Origin of the sequence: Serratia proteamaculans (assembly GCF_008830365.1) — a bacterium.
In the GTDB taxonomy this organism is placed as follows: domain Bacteria; phylum Pseudomonadota; class Gammaproteobacteria; order Enterobacterales; family Enterobacteriaceae; genus Serratia; species Serratia proteamaculans.
Window position 1 is genome coordinate 1,390,069 of sequence record NZ_WBKI01000001.1, and the last position, 13,353, is coordinate 1,403,421.

At 53.7% G+C, this 13,353-nt stretch carries 13 protein-coding genes and 2 pseudogenes; 9 read left to right on the forward strand and 6 right to left on the reverse strand.

The window, feature by feature from the left end:
* Window positions 1–53: 53 nt before the first annotated feature.
* From norV to F8R23_RS06575, 3 genes are all read left to right on the forward strand, one after another.
* The gene (norV, locus tag F8R23_RS06565) at window positions 54–1,541 is read left to right on the forward strand and encodes an anaerobic nitric oxide reductase flavorubredoxin (RefSeq protein WP_129938298.1); all 1,488 of its coding nucleotides are present in this window, start codon (window positions 54–56) and stop codon (window positions 1,539–1,541) included.
* Window positions 1,538–2,686 (forward strand): NADH:flavorubredoxin reductase NorW, encoded by a 1,149-nt coding sequence (gene norW / locus F8R23_RS06570; RefSeq protein ID WP_129938299.1) that lies wholly within the window; start codon window positions 1,538–1,540, stop codon window positions 2,684–2,686. The genes norV and norW overlap by 4 nt, the downstream gene beginning before the upstream one ends.
* Window positions 2,687–2,808: 122 nt before the next feature.
* Window positions 2,809–3,759 carry a Dyp-type peroxidase gene (locus F8R23_RS06575; RefSeq protein ID WP_129936717.1) on the forward strand — a complete coding sequence of 317 codons (951 nt, stop codon included), beginning with the start codon at window positions 2,809–2,811 and terminating at the stop codon, window positions 3,757–3,759.
* A 13-nt stretch (window positions 3,760–3,772) separates the two neighbouring features.
* Here F8R23_RS06575 and F8R23_RS06580 read toward each other — a convergent pair.
* The 3 genes and pseudogenes from F8R23_RS06580 to F8R23_RS06590 form a co-directional block, all read right to left on the reverse strand.
* Window positions 3,773–3,886, reverse strand: a pseudogene (locus F8R23_RS06580) (IclR family transcriptional regulator); the annotation flags it as partial.
* Window positions 3,886–4,020: pseudogene (locus F8R23_RS06585) on the reverse strand (ArsB/NhaD family transporter); the annotation flags it as partial. The pseudogenes F8R23_RS06585 and F8R23_RS06580, both read right to left, overlap by 1 nt.
* Window positions 4,021–4,089: 69 nt before the next feature.
* Entirely contained in the window at window positions 4,090–4,425 is a 336-nt protein-coding gene (locus F8R23_RS06590; protein ID WP_129936718.1) for a metalloregulator ArsR/SmtB family transcription factor, read from the reverse strand.
* Between the two features lie 150 nt (window positions 4,426–4,575).
* Here F8R23_RS06590 and F8R23_RS06595 point away from each other — a divergent pair, with 150 nt between their 5' ends.
* A complete protein-coding gene (locus tag F8R23_RS06595; protein ID WP_129938300.1) occupies window positions 4,576–5,685 on the forward strand; it encodes a YbdK family carboxylate-amine ligase in 1,110 nt (369 codons plus the stop codon).
* A 96-nt stretch (window positions 5,686–5,781) separates the two neighbouring features.
* Window positions 5,782–5,961, forward strand: a complete 180-nt coding sequence (locus F8R23_RS06600; protein ID WP_012145763.1) for a hypothetical protein — start codon at window positions 5,782–5,784, stop codon at window positions 5,959–5,961.
* 78 nt (window positions 5,962–6,039) lie between these two features.
* On the opposite strand, the gene F8R23_RS06605 is transcribed toward F8R23_RS06600, so the two are convergent.
* Complete coding sequence (locus F8R23_RS06605; RefSeq protein WP_129936720.1) at window positions 6,040–6,957, reverse strand: LysR family transcriptional regulator; 918 nt, start codon at window positions 6,955–6,957, stop codon at window positions 6,040–6,042.
* A gap of 106 nt (window positions 6,958–7,063) precedes the next feature.
* On the opposite strand from F8R23_RS06605, the gene F8R23_RS06610 reads away from it, so the two are divergent.
* From F8R23_RS06610 to F8R23_RS06625, 4 genes are all read left to right on the forward strand, one after another.
* Complete coding sequence (locus tag F8R23_RS06610; RefSeq protein ID WP_112349562.1) at window positions 7,064–7,519, forward strand: DMT family transporter; 456 nt, start codon at window positions 7,064–7,066, stop codon at window positions 7,517–7,519.
* 5 nt (window positions 7,520–7,524) lie between these two features.
* Entirely contained in the window at window positions 7,525–7,989 is a 465-nt protein-coding gene (locus F8R23_RS06615) for a DMT family transporter (RefSeq protein ID WP_129936721.1), read from the forward strand.
* Window positions 7,990–8,104: 115 nt separating this feature from the next.
* On the forward strand, window positions 8,105–8,701 hold the full coding sequence (locus F8R23_RS06620; protein WP_112349561.1) for a SatD family protein: 597 nt from the start codon (window positions 8,105–8,107) through the stop codon (window positions 8,699–8,701).
* A 1-nt stretch (window position 8,702) separates the two neighbouring features.
* Entirely contained in the window at window positions 8,703–9,476 is a 774-nt protein-coding gene (locus F8R23_RS06625; protein ID WP_129938302.1) for a DUF3307 domain-containing protein, read from the forward strand.
* Window positions 9,477–9,507: 31 nt separating this feature from the next.
* On the opposite strand, the gene mgtA is transcribed toward F8R23_RS06625, so the two are convergent.
* A complete protein-coding gene (gene mgtA, locus F8R23_RS06630) occupies window positions 9,508–12,207 on the reverse strand; it encodes a magnesium-translocating P-type ATPase (protein WP_151415412.1) in 2,700 nt (899 codons plus the stop codon).
* A gap of 198 nt (window positions 12,208–12,405) precedes the next feature.
* Window positions 12,406–13,104 carry an MgtC family protein gene (locus F8R23_RS06635; protein WP_099064721.1) on the reverse strand — a complete coding sequence of 233 codons (699 nt, stop codon included), beginning with the start codon at window positions 13,102–13,104 and terminating at the stop codon, window positions 12,406–12,408.
* Window positions 13,105–13,353 lie beyond the last annotated feature (249 nt).

The window sequence follows — 13,353 nt, forward strand, 5'->3', positions numbered from 1 at the left end:
TGTTTGCTCATTACAAGTATCGAAACCCAGTAAACGACAATAAGGTAATGAGCATGGCAATTCAGGTGAAAAATAATATCCAGTGGGTCGGTCAACGTGACTGGGAAGTGCGTAATTTTCATGGGACAGAATACAAAACCTTAAAGGGCAGCAGCTATAACAGCTATCTTATCCGTGAAGAGAAAACCGTGTTGATCGACACGGTGGACCATACGTTTAGCCGTGAGTTTGTACAGAATCTGTCAGCGGAAATTGATCTCAAAACGCTGGATTACATCATCATCAATCACGCAGAAGAAGATCACGCCGGGGCGCTGACCGAATTGATGGCGCAGATCCCGGGAACGCCTATCTACTGTACCGAAAATGGCATTGATTCAATCAACGGTCACCATCATCACCCAGAGTGGAACTTCCACGTAGTCCACACCGGTGACTGCCTGGATATCGGCAATGGTAAACAGCTGATCTTCGTTGAAACGCCGATGCTGCACTGGCCGGACAGTATGATGACCTACATGACTGGCGATGCCGTGCTGTTCAGTAATGACGCCTTTGGCCAGCATTACTGCGATGAGCATCTGTTTAATGATGAGGTTGATCAAAATGAATTGTTTGAACAATGTCAGCGTTACTACGCCAATATCCTGACCCCGTTCAGCCGGCTGGTGACACCCAAAATCAACGAGATCCTCGGTTTCAACCTGCCGGTAGACATGATCGCCACCTCACACGGCGTGGTATGGCGCGATAATCCGACGCAAATTGTACAGCGCTATTTAGAGTGGGCGGCGGATTATCAGGAAGATCGCATCACCATTTTTTACGACACCATGTCCAACAATACCCGCATGATGGCGGACGCTATTGCACAAGGCATCAACGAAGTCGATCCGCGCGTGGCGGTGAAGATTTTTAACGTGGCGCGTCATGATAAAAACGAAATCCTGACTAACGTGTTCCGTTCCAAAGGCGTATTGGTGGGTTCGTCGACCATGAATAATGTGATGATGCCGAAAGTTGCCGGGCTGTTGGAAGAGATCACCGGGCTGCGTTTTCGCAATAAGAAAGCCTCGGCCTTCGGCAGCTACGGCTGGAACGGCGGCGCGGTAGACCGTATTCAAACCCGTTTGATGGACTGTGGTTTTGAAACCACGCTGGCATTGAAAGCCAAATGGCGTCCCGATGGCGATATGCTGGCAATCTGCCGTCAACATGGCCGGGATATCGCTCGTCAATGGGCTTTAACCTCCTTGCCTTTGACGACGGCAGCCCCAGTTCCTGCGGCTGCCGTCGCTCAGCCACAACCACAACCTGAAGTACCCTGCGCCAATGTCGATACCGATACCAACGTCGATACCGATCTCGGGCCGCGCATGCAATGCAGCGTCTGCCTGTGGATCTACGATCCAACGTTGGGTGAACCCATGCAAGATGTGGCCCCCGGAACCTGCTGGCAAGACGTGCCGGATGATTTCCTGTGCCCGGAATGCGCAATGGGCAAAGACGTGTTCGATCCCCTCGCTTCGGAGGCAAAATGAACCCTGGCATTCTGATCGTTGGTTCCGGCTTTGCCGCCCGACAGCTGGTAAAAAATCTGCGCAGACTCAATAGCGACGTTCCGATTCGCCTGATTGCCGCCGACAGCTGTGATGAATATAACAAACCTGAGCTGAGCCATGTGATCAGCCAGAATCAAACTGCAGATGCCTTAACGCGGCAAACCTGCGGCAGCTTTGCCGAACAGTTCCAACTGAGGTTACACCCAAACACGCGGATCACGGATATTGATACCCAGCATAAAAGGGTGTGCAGCGGCGAACAAAGCTGGCAGTACGACAAACTGGTTTTGGCGGTCGGAGCTTCGGCTATCGTACCGCCGGTGACCGGCAATGAACTGATGCTGACGCTCAACAGCCAGCAGGAATATCGCGACGGCGAATTGGCACTGCTTCAGGCGCAGCGGGTGCTGATCCTGGGCGGCGGCCTGATCGGTTGTGAACTGGCGATGGACATGTGCCGGGCCGGTAAACAGGTCACCCTGGTGGACAGATCCGGCAGCCTGCTGTCGGCACTGATGCCGATTGAAGCCAGCAGCCGCTTGCAGCATTGTCTGCAACAGATGGGGGTCGAAGTGCTGCTCAACCAGCAACTTAGCGCCTTGATACAACAAGACCGTGGCTTACAGGCAACGCTGGGGAATGGACGTCAATTATCGGTTGATGCGGCGATCGCGTCGGTCGGACTGCACCCGAACGTTGGGCTGGCGCGCCAGGCTAATCTGCAAGTGGATCGCGGCATCCGGGTGAATAATCGCTTACAGACCTCGCAGATCGATGTGTACGCCCTCGGCGATTGCGCAGAGATCGATGGCCAACTACTGCCATTCCTCCAGCCGATACAGTTTAGCGCCATGGCCCTGGCGAAAAACCTGCTGGGCGCCGAGGAAGGCGTGAAACTGCCGGCCATGCTGGTCAAGGTGAAAACCCCCAACCTGCCGCTGCACCTGGCAGGGGAAACCCATCGTCAGGATTTGAGCTGGAACATTGTCGCCGAACAACAGGGCATGATTGCCAAAGGTTTTGATCGGCAACAACAGTTGCGCGCGTTTATCGTTAGCGAAGACCATATGAAACTGGCCTTCGGTTTACTGAAGGAATTAAACACCCTGACAGCAGAAAGTTAATGATGACCCACCTGTACACTCTGAGTATTTAACGATGCCCTACGCCAACTGGGGTTAATCAGTTGGCGTAGCCCTTAAAATAGATTAGTTTTAAGCTCTGACTTACTCCGGCACTGGATGCTATGACTATCAATTCCCCCCTACCACAAGCTGTTTCCAGCCCTGTTACGCGCCACGCTATTTTCCTGGTTGCTACCTTGTCACCCGACCCTGCGCAGCTCGCAACGGTGCGTGGCTGGTGCGCTGATATCAGCGGTGTGATCCGTTCCGTCGGCAAAAGAGCCCCGGCAGGAAACTTGTCCTGCGTTTGCGGATTTGGCTCAATGGCCTGGGATCGCTTATTCGGCCAACCCCGTCCTGCACAACTTCATCCCTTTGGCGCAATAGGCTCCGGAGACCGCGTGGCTGTCTCAACCCCCGGCGACATCCTGTTGCATATCCGCGCCGACGAGATGGATCTGTGCTTCGAACTGGCCACCCAGTTAATGAACAAACTCGGCGACGCCGTGACGGTGATTGAGGAAGTGCACGGCTTCCGTTACTTCGACCAGCGCGCGATGATTGGCTTTGTCGACGGCACCGAAAACCCGGAGGGAAATGACGCAGTCAACTACACTGTGATCGGTGATGAAGATGGCGCGTTTTCCGGCGGCAGTTACGTGCTGGTGCAGAAATATCTGCATGATATGAAAGGCTGGAATGCCCTGCCCGTCGAAACGCAGGAGGGCATTATTGGCCGCCACAAGCAATCCAATATCGAACTTGATGAAGACGTGAAACCTTCGTCATCCCACAGTTCGTTGACGACGCTGGTGGATGAGAATGGCGATGAAGTCAAAATCCTGCGCGACAACATGCCGTTTGGCAAACCCGGCATGGGCGAGTTTGGCACCTACTTTATTGGTTACGCGCGCGCTCCCCAACCGATCGAGCAAATGCTGGAAAACATGTTCATTGGTCGACCGGCCGGCAATTACGATCGCCTGCTGGATTTCAGCCGTGCGGTCACCGGCAGCCTGTTCTTTGCCCCTTCGGCGACTTTGCTGGAAGAACTGGCCGATCGTAATACCTGAGACTTGCACATAGCTACAGCAGCAGCGCCAGCTCCATCGCCGTGCGCTGCAGCCGTGGCAGCACCCGCTCACGCAATTCCGCCGCCGAAATTTGCGAGGCATTGACGCCCACGTTCATCGCCGCCAATCATTGATGTGAACTACCCCGGTCAGTAGCGCCAGCACCGCCCCAAGAGACGCACTCCAGCTAATGTCCAGGCCTTTGGGTTGCCAGATCACCAAAATGAGAGTCAGGATAAAAATTGCCCCGGCCAACACCATCACAACTCCTTAGCAGCTCGCGACAAACATATATGAAATTTCGTATGTATATGGTTAAATTTTTTATCGTTAACGACAGATAATCCCATTACCGGCAGCCCGTTGCGCCAGCTCGTTCACCTGTTGCTGTTGACTAAGGTAAGCCTGTTCAATAATTGCCGCCGCCCAGGCCGGCATATGTGGCGACAGCCGGTAGTAGATCCACTTGCCGTCACGGCGATCAAGCAGCAAGCCACTTTCACGTAACATGGCAAGATGACGGGAAATTTTAGGCTGTGACTCGGCCAACGCCCCGGACAACTCACAAACGCACAGCTCCCCCGCCTGGCGCAACAGAAGCGCCAGCATCAGGCGAGTCTCTTCCGACAAATTTTTAAACAGTTGCAGTGGTGTCAGTGAGGTCATGCACGCGCTCCTTGAGTCAAGACCGTCATCATAATTCGTCGGCGGAGAATGTCAAAAACACATTCGAATTATCGAATATAAATAGGCAAACAGCAAAATCTCGATGGAGGATTATAATTACCGCAACGCTGTTTCTCTGAGGGATGAACTATGCCGTTAGCATTCAAACGCTCGCAAAGACTCTCCATTGGCACAGAAATAGAACTGCAGTTAGTCGATATTGAGAGCTACGATCTCACCGACAAGGCCGATCAGGTGGTAACGGATCTTGGCGACAATAAACGCATCAAGCATGAATTGACCAAATCAATGGTGGAACTGAACAGCTCGGTGCACACCAATATTGACCTGTTGCACGACGAACTGCGTGAACTGACCGCCAGCATCCGCCTTAGTGCACAAAACTTCGGTTGTGACGTTTGTGGCGGTGGCCGTCATCTGAGCAATGACTGGAGAAAACAGGTCATTACCGATGCCCAGCGCTATCAGCAATTAGCCAGCCGCTTCGGCTATCTGTCCAAGCTGGCCTGCGTGTTTGGTCAACATATTCATATCGGGGTCAATAACGGCGATGAAGCCATGTATCTGTGCCACGCTTTAACCCCCTACTTCCCCCATTTTATTGCCCTCAGCGCCTCTTCTCCACTCTACCAGGGGGTAGACACACTGTTTGCCAGTTCGCGTTTCAGCGCGCAAAACTCCTTTCCCAACTATGGCTGTCTGGAGCAGATCTACAATTGGGAGCAGTTCAATGTCTATTATGAACGGCTGAGTACGGCCGGCGTGATAGACAGCATCAAGGATATTTATTGGGATGCACGACCCAAGCCGGAACTGGGAACGGTGGAGATCCGTATCTGCGATACGCCACTGCATATTTCCCACGCCGTGCTGCTGGTAGGTTACTGCCGCCTGCTGGCCGGTTTTTTGTTGTCGCGCCGCACTGAAATAGCCCCGGAGTATTACGCCTTTACCAACTACAACAAAATCAATGCCTACCGCAACGGTTTTGACGCCGACTACGTCGACTCCACCACGTTGAAGCGCAGCAGCCTGACCTCACATATGCTGACCACACTGGCAGCGTTACGCACTGACGCTAACGATCTGGAAACACAAAGCTTGCTGGACAAGATTGAGCGCCATGTCAGGCTCGGGGTGAACGACTCGGAACGAATTCGGCAGATGCTGGATAACGGCCTGTCGCAAAAGCAGATAATTCAACGACTGTGCGACGAGCTATTGCAACCGGTGAGTTAAGTTTTAGCTATCGATTCCATACGCCAAAGCGTCTGTTCATTATGTGCTCTTTGGTTACAATCGTTAGCACTGAAATCCACCGTTACGAGGGCTACTATGTACAACTTTTCACGTTATCAGGCAAAAGAACTGGCGCTGGCTTATATGAGCGGCAAAAAACACGACCTGTCACCGCAGGAATTTCTGCAGCAACTGAAAAGCAGCGAAAAATCGTTCGACTATTTGTTGAAGCACGGCAGCGAACAGCCGCGCGAAGTGTTGGTACAAAGCTTCTGAAGCACGCAATGCCGCCCGCTTCGCCGGTGGCGAGCCATCTGGCCCGCGTATTCCCGGCTTAACGGCGAGGGGTTTTCATCACCGACGCGGTAGGTCCCAATAAGGCCGTTCTCCACCAAGCTGAGCCAGCAGGAAATCGACAAAGGCCAATACTTTAGCCGGCAGGTATTTTCGCTGCGGGTACACCGCATAAATGGCATGCTCCGGCAGCCTATATGCCGACAACACTTCAACCAACCGCCCCTGCGCAATATCATCCCCGACAATGAAGGTCGGCATCTGGCAAATTCCCAGACCGCCAAGCAGTGCTGCGCGCAAAGCCTCACTGTTATTCACCTGGTAATTCCCCCGCGGCTGAAAACGCACCGCTCCCATTGGCCCCTCAAACAGCCATTCACTGCCACCACGGAAATAACTGTAAAATAAACAGTTATGCTGTGCCAATTGTTCCAGATCTGCCGGTGTTCCACAGCGCGCCAAATAAGACGGTGCCGCGCACAATACGCTGTGACAGGGCGCGATACGCCGGGCGATCAAGCTTGAATCGGCAAGCCGACCTATGCGGATCGCCAGGTCATAGCCCCCTTCGACCAAATCGACCAATTGATCATCCATCATCATATTGATCTCCACCTCCGGGTAAGCCGCCAGAAAATGGGCGATCAAAGGGGCCACATGCAAACGGCCAAACACCATCGGCACACTGATCCGCAGACTGCCCTGTGGTTGTCCCTGCAGACGGGTGACCGCATCTTCCCCCTCTTGCGCCACCACGCAGGCATTACGGGCGTAGCCAAAATACTGTTCACCCGCTTCGGTCAGGCTCAGGCTGCGGGTCGTGCGCTGTAACAGCTGCACGCCAAGTGAGCTTTCCAACTGGGAAATTCGTTTGCTTACCGCTGATTTTGTAATGCCCAACCGTCGGGCGGCAGCTGAAAAACTTTCGCATTCCACTACTGCCACAAACAGCGGGATCGCTGCAAAGTTATCATTCATCTATCGTCAACTTTTACTCAACAATGAGTTTCTATTTTAGTGGATTATGTTTAAAACAAAAACAATATAGCCTGTTCGCCCATCTAAACATAAATCGGACACCAAGATGCGCGAACATTTTTCCCATCCCTTGCTGGCATTGGTCGCCGGCGCATTGCTGGCCCTGATGATCAGCATCAACAGCGTGCTGGCCAGCTATAATTCTCCGCTGCTTGCTTCATGGGTCGCCCATGGCATAGGCGCAATCACCGCCTGGCTACTCTTGCTGTTGCTGAGTCGCCGTACCCCGGGATCTTCTTCGACATCGGCCGCGGTTCCCCGTTGGGCCTATTTTGGCGGCATTCCCGGTGCCCTGACGGTGGTGTTGGCGGCTATCACCGTTAACAGCCCACTGGCGCTTTCCGGCAGTCTGGCACTGATGCTCACCGGTCAGGTTTTATTTGGCATGTTGTCCGACAGCTGCGGCTGGTTTGGCGTGCTGAAACGCCGTCTAAGTGCCAACGACATTATTGCTACGCTGCTGATCCTCTCCGGCTGCGCCCTGCTCATCTTTCTGAGATAATCCCCATGATCACTTTGGTACTCCTCGCATTGTTCAATGGCGTTTGCATCAGCATCAGCCGCGCGGTCAACGGCCGTCTGGCGTTGGATCGCGGCGCTTTCTCAGCCTCGCTCTGCAACCACATCGTCGGTTTTCTGTTCCTCAGCCTACTGTTGGCAATGGTCGGCGGCTTCAATGGTGACTTCTTTGGCCAGGCTCCCTGGGGAGCCTATCTTGGCGGGCTTATCGGCGCGCTGTTTGTCGCCTTGAACAGCTATGTGCTGCCGCGTCTCGGTACCCTGCGCGCTGCACTGTTGATTATCAGTGGCCAGATGTTGGCAGGGGTCGTTATCGACCGCCTGCGCGACAGCAATGGGTCTGCCGGGTTGCAGATACTCGGCGTGGGCCTGATCCTGCTGGGCGTCTATTTGGCCAGGATGGAAAAACCCCTGATGACGCTGATACATGAGCGCATTAAATTACTGGGTTAATTTCGCCTCTGGATACGAATAATTATTAAATTCGCATTAAGATACGAATAATTGACATATTCGTATTTAGATGCGAACTTTACGGATAATTCATCGCTTCAGAGTAGAAAAAGGCATGGCAGCACAAGTCAGCGTAATCACCGGCGATTTGGTTAACTCCCGTCGGTTAGACACCACTCACTACATCAGCGAGTTAAATGCCCTGCTTAGCCAACTGCAACAGGCTAAGCTTATTCAGGCGTTCGAGATTTTCCGCGGTGATGCCTTTCAGGCCGTGGCGGAACCGCAATCCGGTTTGCTGCTGGCGGTATATATCCGCATTGCGCTCAAAGCCATGGACTCGCCACACTGGGATGCCCGCGTCGCCGTAGGTCTGGGCACTGCGCAGGCAGATACCGCCGGCTATGGCAGCGCCTTTGTGAATTCGGGTCAGGCGCTGGATGGCCTGATGAAAAATTGCCGGCTGGCTCTGAAAAATGATAATGACCAGACAAATGCCATTGTCAGCGATCTGTTGCCAATGTTAGATCATGTGGTTAGCCGTCTCTCGCAGACCGAAGCGCAGATCGTCCAGGCGCGCATCTTCGCCACCACCAGCCAGGAGGTGGCGGAAAAATTGCAGAAGGCCGCCTCCACGGTCTCCGCAACGCTCAAACGCGCGGCCTACGAGGAAATCATGCGATTTATTAACGCAATTAACAGGATTACCTGATATGGATTTGAGCTACGCGCCGTTGCTGGTCTGGTTGCTGATCGCCCACTTGCTTGCCGACTTTCCGCTACAGTCGCCTCGTTGGGTAGAGGATAAGATCCGTCGCCGCGCTGGTTCCCGCTTTCTGCTCGTACACGCCTTGCTGCACGGCATACTGGCTGGCTGCGCCGTGGCTGGTTTTGCTCTGTGGCATGGCGGTCTATCCGCTTCCCAGGTGTTAGCCACCCTGCCGGTTATCGCCATCAGCCACTGGCTGATCGATCTGCTGAAAGTCACTCTATTAACGCGCCTCAGCCAGGCCAGTGGTTTTCTGCTCGATCAAGGCCTGCATCTGACGGTGATTATTCTGCTGTGGCTGTCTTTCACGCCGAACACTCACGGCCTGCTTAGCGCACTGGCGGCCGCCGTCACCGGCTGGCAACCAGGGCTGGTACTGTTGGCTTATTTATTGATTTATATGCCTATGGGCATTCTGATTGGCCAATTACTGGCGCACTGGACGCCACAGATGCCGCCCTCGGCCAAAGCGGATAACGATTCACTGTTACGTGCGGGCAAACAAATAGGTTATCTGGAAAGGACGCTGATCCTGACTTTCGTGCTGATCGGGCAGATACCAGCGGTCGGTTTTTTGCTGGCGGCCAAGTCGATCTTTCGCTTTGGCGACTTGCGGCAGAGTGATGACAAAATGCGTACCGAGTATGTGCTGCTCGGTACGCTGTTTTCCTTTACGCTGACCATCATGCTCGGTCTGCTGGTGAAAAAATTACTCTAGGGGCGAGGCTATTCGCCCTTTTCTGCAATAATTACAACCACTCGCCGAAGCGACGAATATAGAAACGCTTCATCAACTGAGCCACTACGCAGTAGCTGACCAACGTGCCGGCCAGCCATGGGAAGTATTCCCACGGCAGCGGCTGCAGCCCAACCAAAGCGCCAAGCGGTGAGAATGGCAGATAGATACCCAGTGCCATCACCAATATCGTGGTCAGCAGAACCGGCAATGCTGCGGTGCTCTGAATGAACGGGATTTTCTGGGTACGCAACATATGTACCACCAGCGTTTGCGACAGTAACCCCTCAATAAACCACCCTGACTGGAACAAAGCCTGATGCTCTACGCTGTTGGCGGCAAACACGAACCACATCAGCGCATAGGTAGTGATATCGAAGATGGACGATGTCGGCCCAATCCACAGCATAAAGCGGCCAATGTTTTTCGCATCCCACTTGCGCGGTTTACGCAGGAACTCTTTGTCCATCTTGTCCCATGGCAGCGACAGTTGGGAAATATCGTACATCAGGTTCTGGATCAGCAGGTGGATCGCCAGCATCGGCAGGAACGGAATAAATGCGCTGGCGACCAACACCGAAAACACGTTGCCGAAGTTGGAGCTGGCAGTCATGTTCAGATACTTGATGATATTACCGAAGGTCTCGCGTCCCTTGATCACCCCCTCTTCCAGCACCATCAGGTTTTTTTCCAGCAAAATGATGTCCGCCGACTCCTTGGCAATATCGGTACCGGTATCCACGGAAATACCCACGTCGGCATCACGCAGCGCCGGCGCATCGTTAATACCGTCGCCGAGGAAACCGACGGTATGGCCATTCGCCTGCAACATCTTCAACACGCGCGACTTCTGCAGCGGCGTCAGTTTGGTAAACACCGTGCGCTGTTCCACTTCACGTGCCAACGTGACGTCGTCCATTTCGGCAATTTGCGGGCCAGAAAGCGGCTCGCCGGGCTCCAGCCCAACATCACGGCAAATCTTGCAGGTGATCACCGGGTTATCACCGGTCAACACCTTCACCGCCACGCCATTTTCCTGCAAAGCGGCTATCGCTTCTTGCGCGCTCTCTTTCGGTGGATCGAGGAACGTCAGTACGCCCTGGATCACCATATCACGCTCATCGGCTACGCTCAGCGGCAAGGCGTGTTTCTGTTCCCCCAGTTCGCGGGTCGCCAGCACCAACACGCGGAAGCCGTCTTCATTATACTGGGCGGCCAGCGCTTGCAGCGTCTCACGCCGCGCCGGATCCAGCGGGACAATCTGCTGCCCGTCACGGACATGGGTAGCGATTTCCAGCATTTCCTCCACCGCCCCTTTGCAAATCAGGCGCTGTTGGTTGTTTTCATCTGCCACCACAATTGACAGACGGCGACGTACAAAATCAAAGGGGAGCTCATCGACCTTGCTGAAGCGGCCCAAAGCTTCAATACCCGGTTTGCCACGCCCAAAGCGGATCACCGCCTGATCCATCAGGTTTTTCATCCCGCTCTGGTGGACGCTGTTCAACCAGGCCAGATGCAATACCTCATTATCTCTGACGCCGCTGACGTCCAGATGGTGTTCGAGGATGATGCGATCCTGAGTCAAGGTGCCGGTTTTATCAGTACACAGCACGTCCATCGCGCCAAAGTTCTGAATGGCATTCAACCGTTTGACCACCACTTTACGCCGTGACATGGCAATAGCGCCCTTCGCCAGGTTAGAACTGACGATCATCGGCAGCATCTCTGGCGTCAGCCCGACAGCAACCGCCAGGGCAAACAGCGCCGCTTCGCTCCAGTCACCTTTGGTAAACCCGTTGATCAGCAAGACGATGGGCACCATCACCAACATAAAGCGGATCAGCAGCCAACTGACGCTGTTCACCCCGCGATCAAACGCGGTTTGCGAACGAGAACCGACAATCGACTTTGCCAGCGAACCAAAATAGGTGTGGCCTCCGGTCGCCACGACTACCGCGGTGGCCGTCCCGCTGGCGACGTTGGTACCCATCAGGCAGATGTTCGACAATTCCAGCAGCGCATGCTCACTGGAAACTTCGTCCTCGCTCGATTTTTGGCTGACGTTGCCCATCGCATCGTATTTCTCGATCGGGATCGCCTCCCCGGTGAGGATCGCCTGACTGATAAACAAATCGCGTGAGGCCAGCAAACGCACGTCCGCCGGTATCATATCGCCGGCAGAGAGCTTAATAATATCGCCCGGCACCAACTCGCGGATCGGTACTTCCAGCGTCAACGGCTGCGCGCTGTAGCTGCTGCGGCGCAGGACCGTGGCGGTGGTGCGCACCATGGATTTCAGCGTTTCTGCCGCTTTGTTGGTTCGGTATTCCTGCCAAAAACGCAGTAACCCACTGAGTGACACCATCACCAGTATGATGATCACGCCGGTAAGTTCAGTTTCTTCACCGCGCTGAGCGGGCAACCAGTAGTCGGTAAAGAAACTGATCGCAGCCAGCACCATCAGCACAAAGATAAACGGGTTATTAAATGCAGCGATTAGCTGCACCAGCGCGTGTGGCGCTTTCTCATGAGCGACCTGATTAACACCAAACTGCTCCAGACGTTCGACCACATCGTCCTGAGTTAAGCCATTGCGGTTACATTTTAAATTGGCCAGCGTTTGATCAACGCTGTTTTTCGCCTCTTGGGCGATGACATAAGACGTCGTTTTTTTATCACGACGACGTACGGCTTCGTTAATATAAGTCATAACGCTATTCTCTTATTTTACTCTGCGCACAGGGTTACCCCGCCCGACTAACAGGTGAATAAGCACAGAGTGGAATTTATTTTATTGGCGTAATTAACGCGCTTTATTCACGCGCCAGATACGCTGAGTCATTAAGCTTTCGGGGTCACCGTCCATGACGCCTCCTTATCACTGAATACAGTGAATATTAATCAATACTTAAACGGGTAATTCAGAAGCGATACGCCAGCGTACCGCGCTAACGCTCTTTTCCAGACTGACGCGGCAGACAATGCCTTCTATTTCCTTTTGGACTGAGGGGTTTGCCGTTATTTCTGCACAAACCTCGAGTTGGCCCGGAATGGAAATATCTGCACTGCGCAGGGATTGTAATCTTAATGCCACACCATTCAGCGCCTGCAATATCAGGGTACGTACCAGTATTTCATCCTGCTCGCCGCAGGTAACCTGAATGCGGTAGCAGACCTCCAGATCGGTTGCCTGTTGCTGGGGTTGCAGATTGATGCGCTGCGCCGCTTCACGCAGCAGGATATTCGCGCACAGGATCACCAGCGTCGCCAACACTGCATTCCAATACTCACCCAGGCCGCACAGCACGCCAATTGCCGCCGAGCACCACAACGTAGCGGCGGTATTCAAACCGCGAATATTCAGCCCTTCACGCATGATGACCCCGGCCCCCAAAAAGCCGATACCGGAGACAATTTGTGCAGCAACCCGCCCGGCGCTGGAAGGATCGGTAGACATGGAACTGAGAATAAATACCGCCGCACCGGTGGCCACCAACGCATTAGTGCGCAGGCCGGCCATACGCTGGCGCCACTGCCGTTCAGCGCCAATAACTGCGCCCAGGCTCATCGCCAGTAATAAATTTAAAACAAAAGGAGTCATAGCCATGACTTTCCCCTTAAATAACTGCAGGAGATAAAATCATGTGCTTTTTAGCACACGCGAAATCGCGCTGATAATAGATCAGCGGTTGAGCGTATCAGTGCCTGGAGGGAATAGGCTGTGGCTGAAAATGGCCATAATAGCGTCCAAATCAATTCACCCGATGCCATTAGGCAGCAGGGACAACAATAAGATTCGGGTTTGCACAGCTCGGAATAACTTGAGAGGGGTGCTGCCCGCCGTTTTCGGCAAGCA

What these genes read in the sequence shown, in the direction of transcription:
- norV (WP_129938298.1), top strand. Translation starts at nt 54, where the DNA reads ATGGCAATTCAGGTGAAAAATAATATCCAGTGGGTCGGTCAACGTGAC.
- norW (WP_129938299.1), top strand. Translation starts at nt 1,538, where the DNA reads ATGAACCCTGGCATTCTGATCGTTGGTTCCGGCTTTGCCGCCCGACAG.
- F8R23_RS06575 (WP_129936717.1), top strand. Translation starts at nt 2,809, where the DNA reads ATGACTATCAATTCCCCCCTACCACAAGCTGTTTCCAGCCCTGTTACG.
- F8R23_RS06590 (WP_129936718.1), bottom strand. Translation starts at nt 4,425, where the DNA reads ATGACCTCACTGACACCACTGCAACTGTTTAAAAATTTGTCGGAAGAG.
- F8R23_RS06595 (WP_129938300.1), top strand. Translation starts at nt 4,576, where the DNA reads ATGCCGTTAGCATTCAAACGCTCGCAAAGACTCTCCATTGGCACAGAA.
- F8R23_RS06600 (WP_012145763.1), top strand. Translation starts at nt 5,782, where the DNA reads ATGTACAACTTTTCACGTTATCAGGCAAAAGAACTGGCGCTGGCTTAT.
- F8R23_RS06605 (WP_129936720.1), bottom strand. Translation starts at nt 6,957, where the DNA reads ATGAATGATAACTTTGCAGCGATCCCGCTGTTTGTGGCAGTAGTGGAA.
- F8R23_RS06610 (WP_112349562.1), top strand. Translation starts at nt 7,064, where the DNA reads ATGCGCGAACATTTTTCCCATCCCTTGCTGGCATTGGTCGCCGGCGCA.
- F8R23_RS06615 (WP_129936721.1), top strand. Translation starts at nt 7,525, where the DNA reads ATGATCACTTTGGTACTCCTCGCATTGTTCAATGGCGTTTGCATCAGC.
- F8R23_RS06620 (WP_112349561.1), top strand. Translation starts at nt 8,105, where the DNA reads ATGGCAGCACAAGTCAGCGTAATCACCGGCGATTTGGTTAACTCCCGT.
- F8R23_RS06625 (WP_129938302.1), top strand. Translation starts at nt 8,703, where the DNA reads ATGGATTTGAGCTACGCGCCGTTGCTGGTCTGGTTGCTGATCGCCCAC.
- mgtA (WP_151415412.1), bottom strand. Translation starts at nt 12,207, where the DNA reads ATGACTTATATTAACGAAGCCGTACGTCGTCGTGATAAAAAAACGACG.
- F8R23_RS06635 (WP_099064721.1), bottom strand. Translation starts at nt 13,104, where the DNA reads ATGGCTATGACTCCTTTTGTTTTAAATTTATTACTGGCGATGAGCCTG.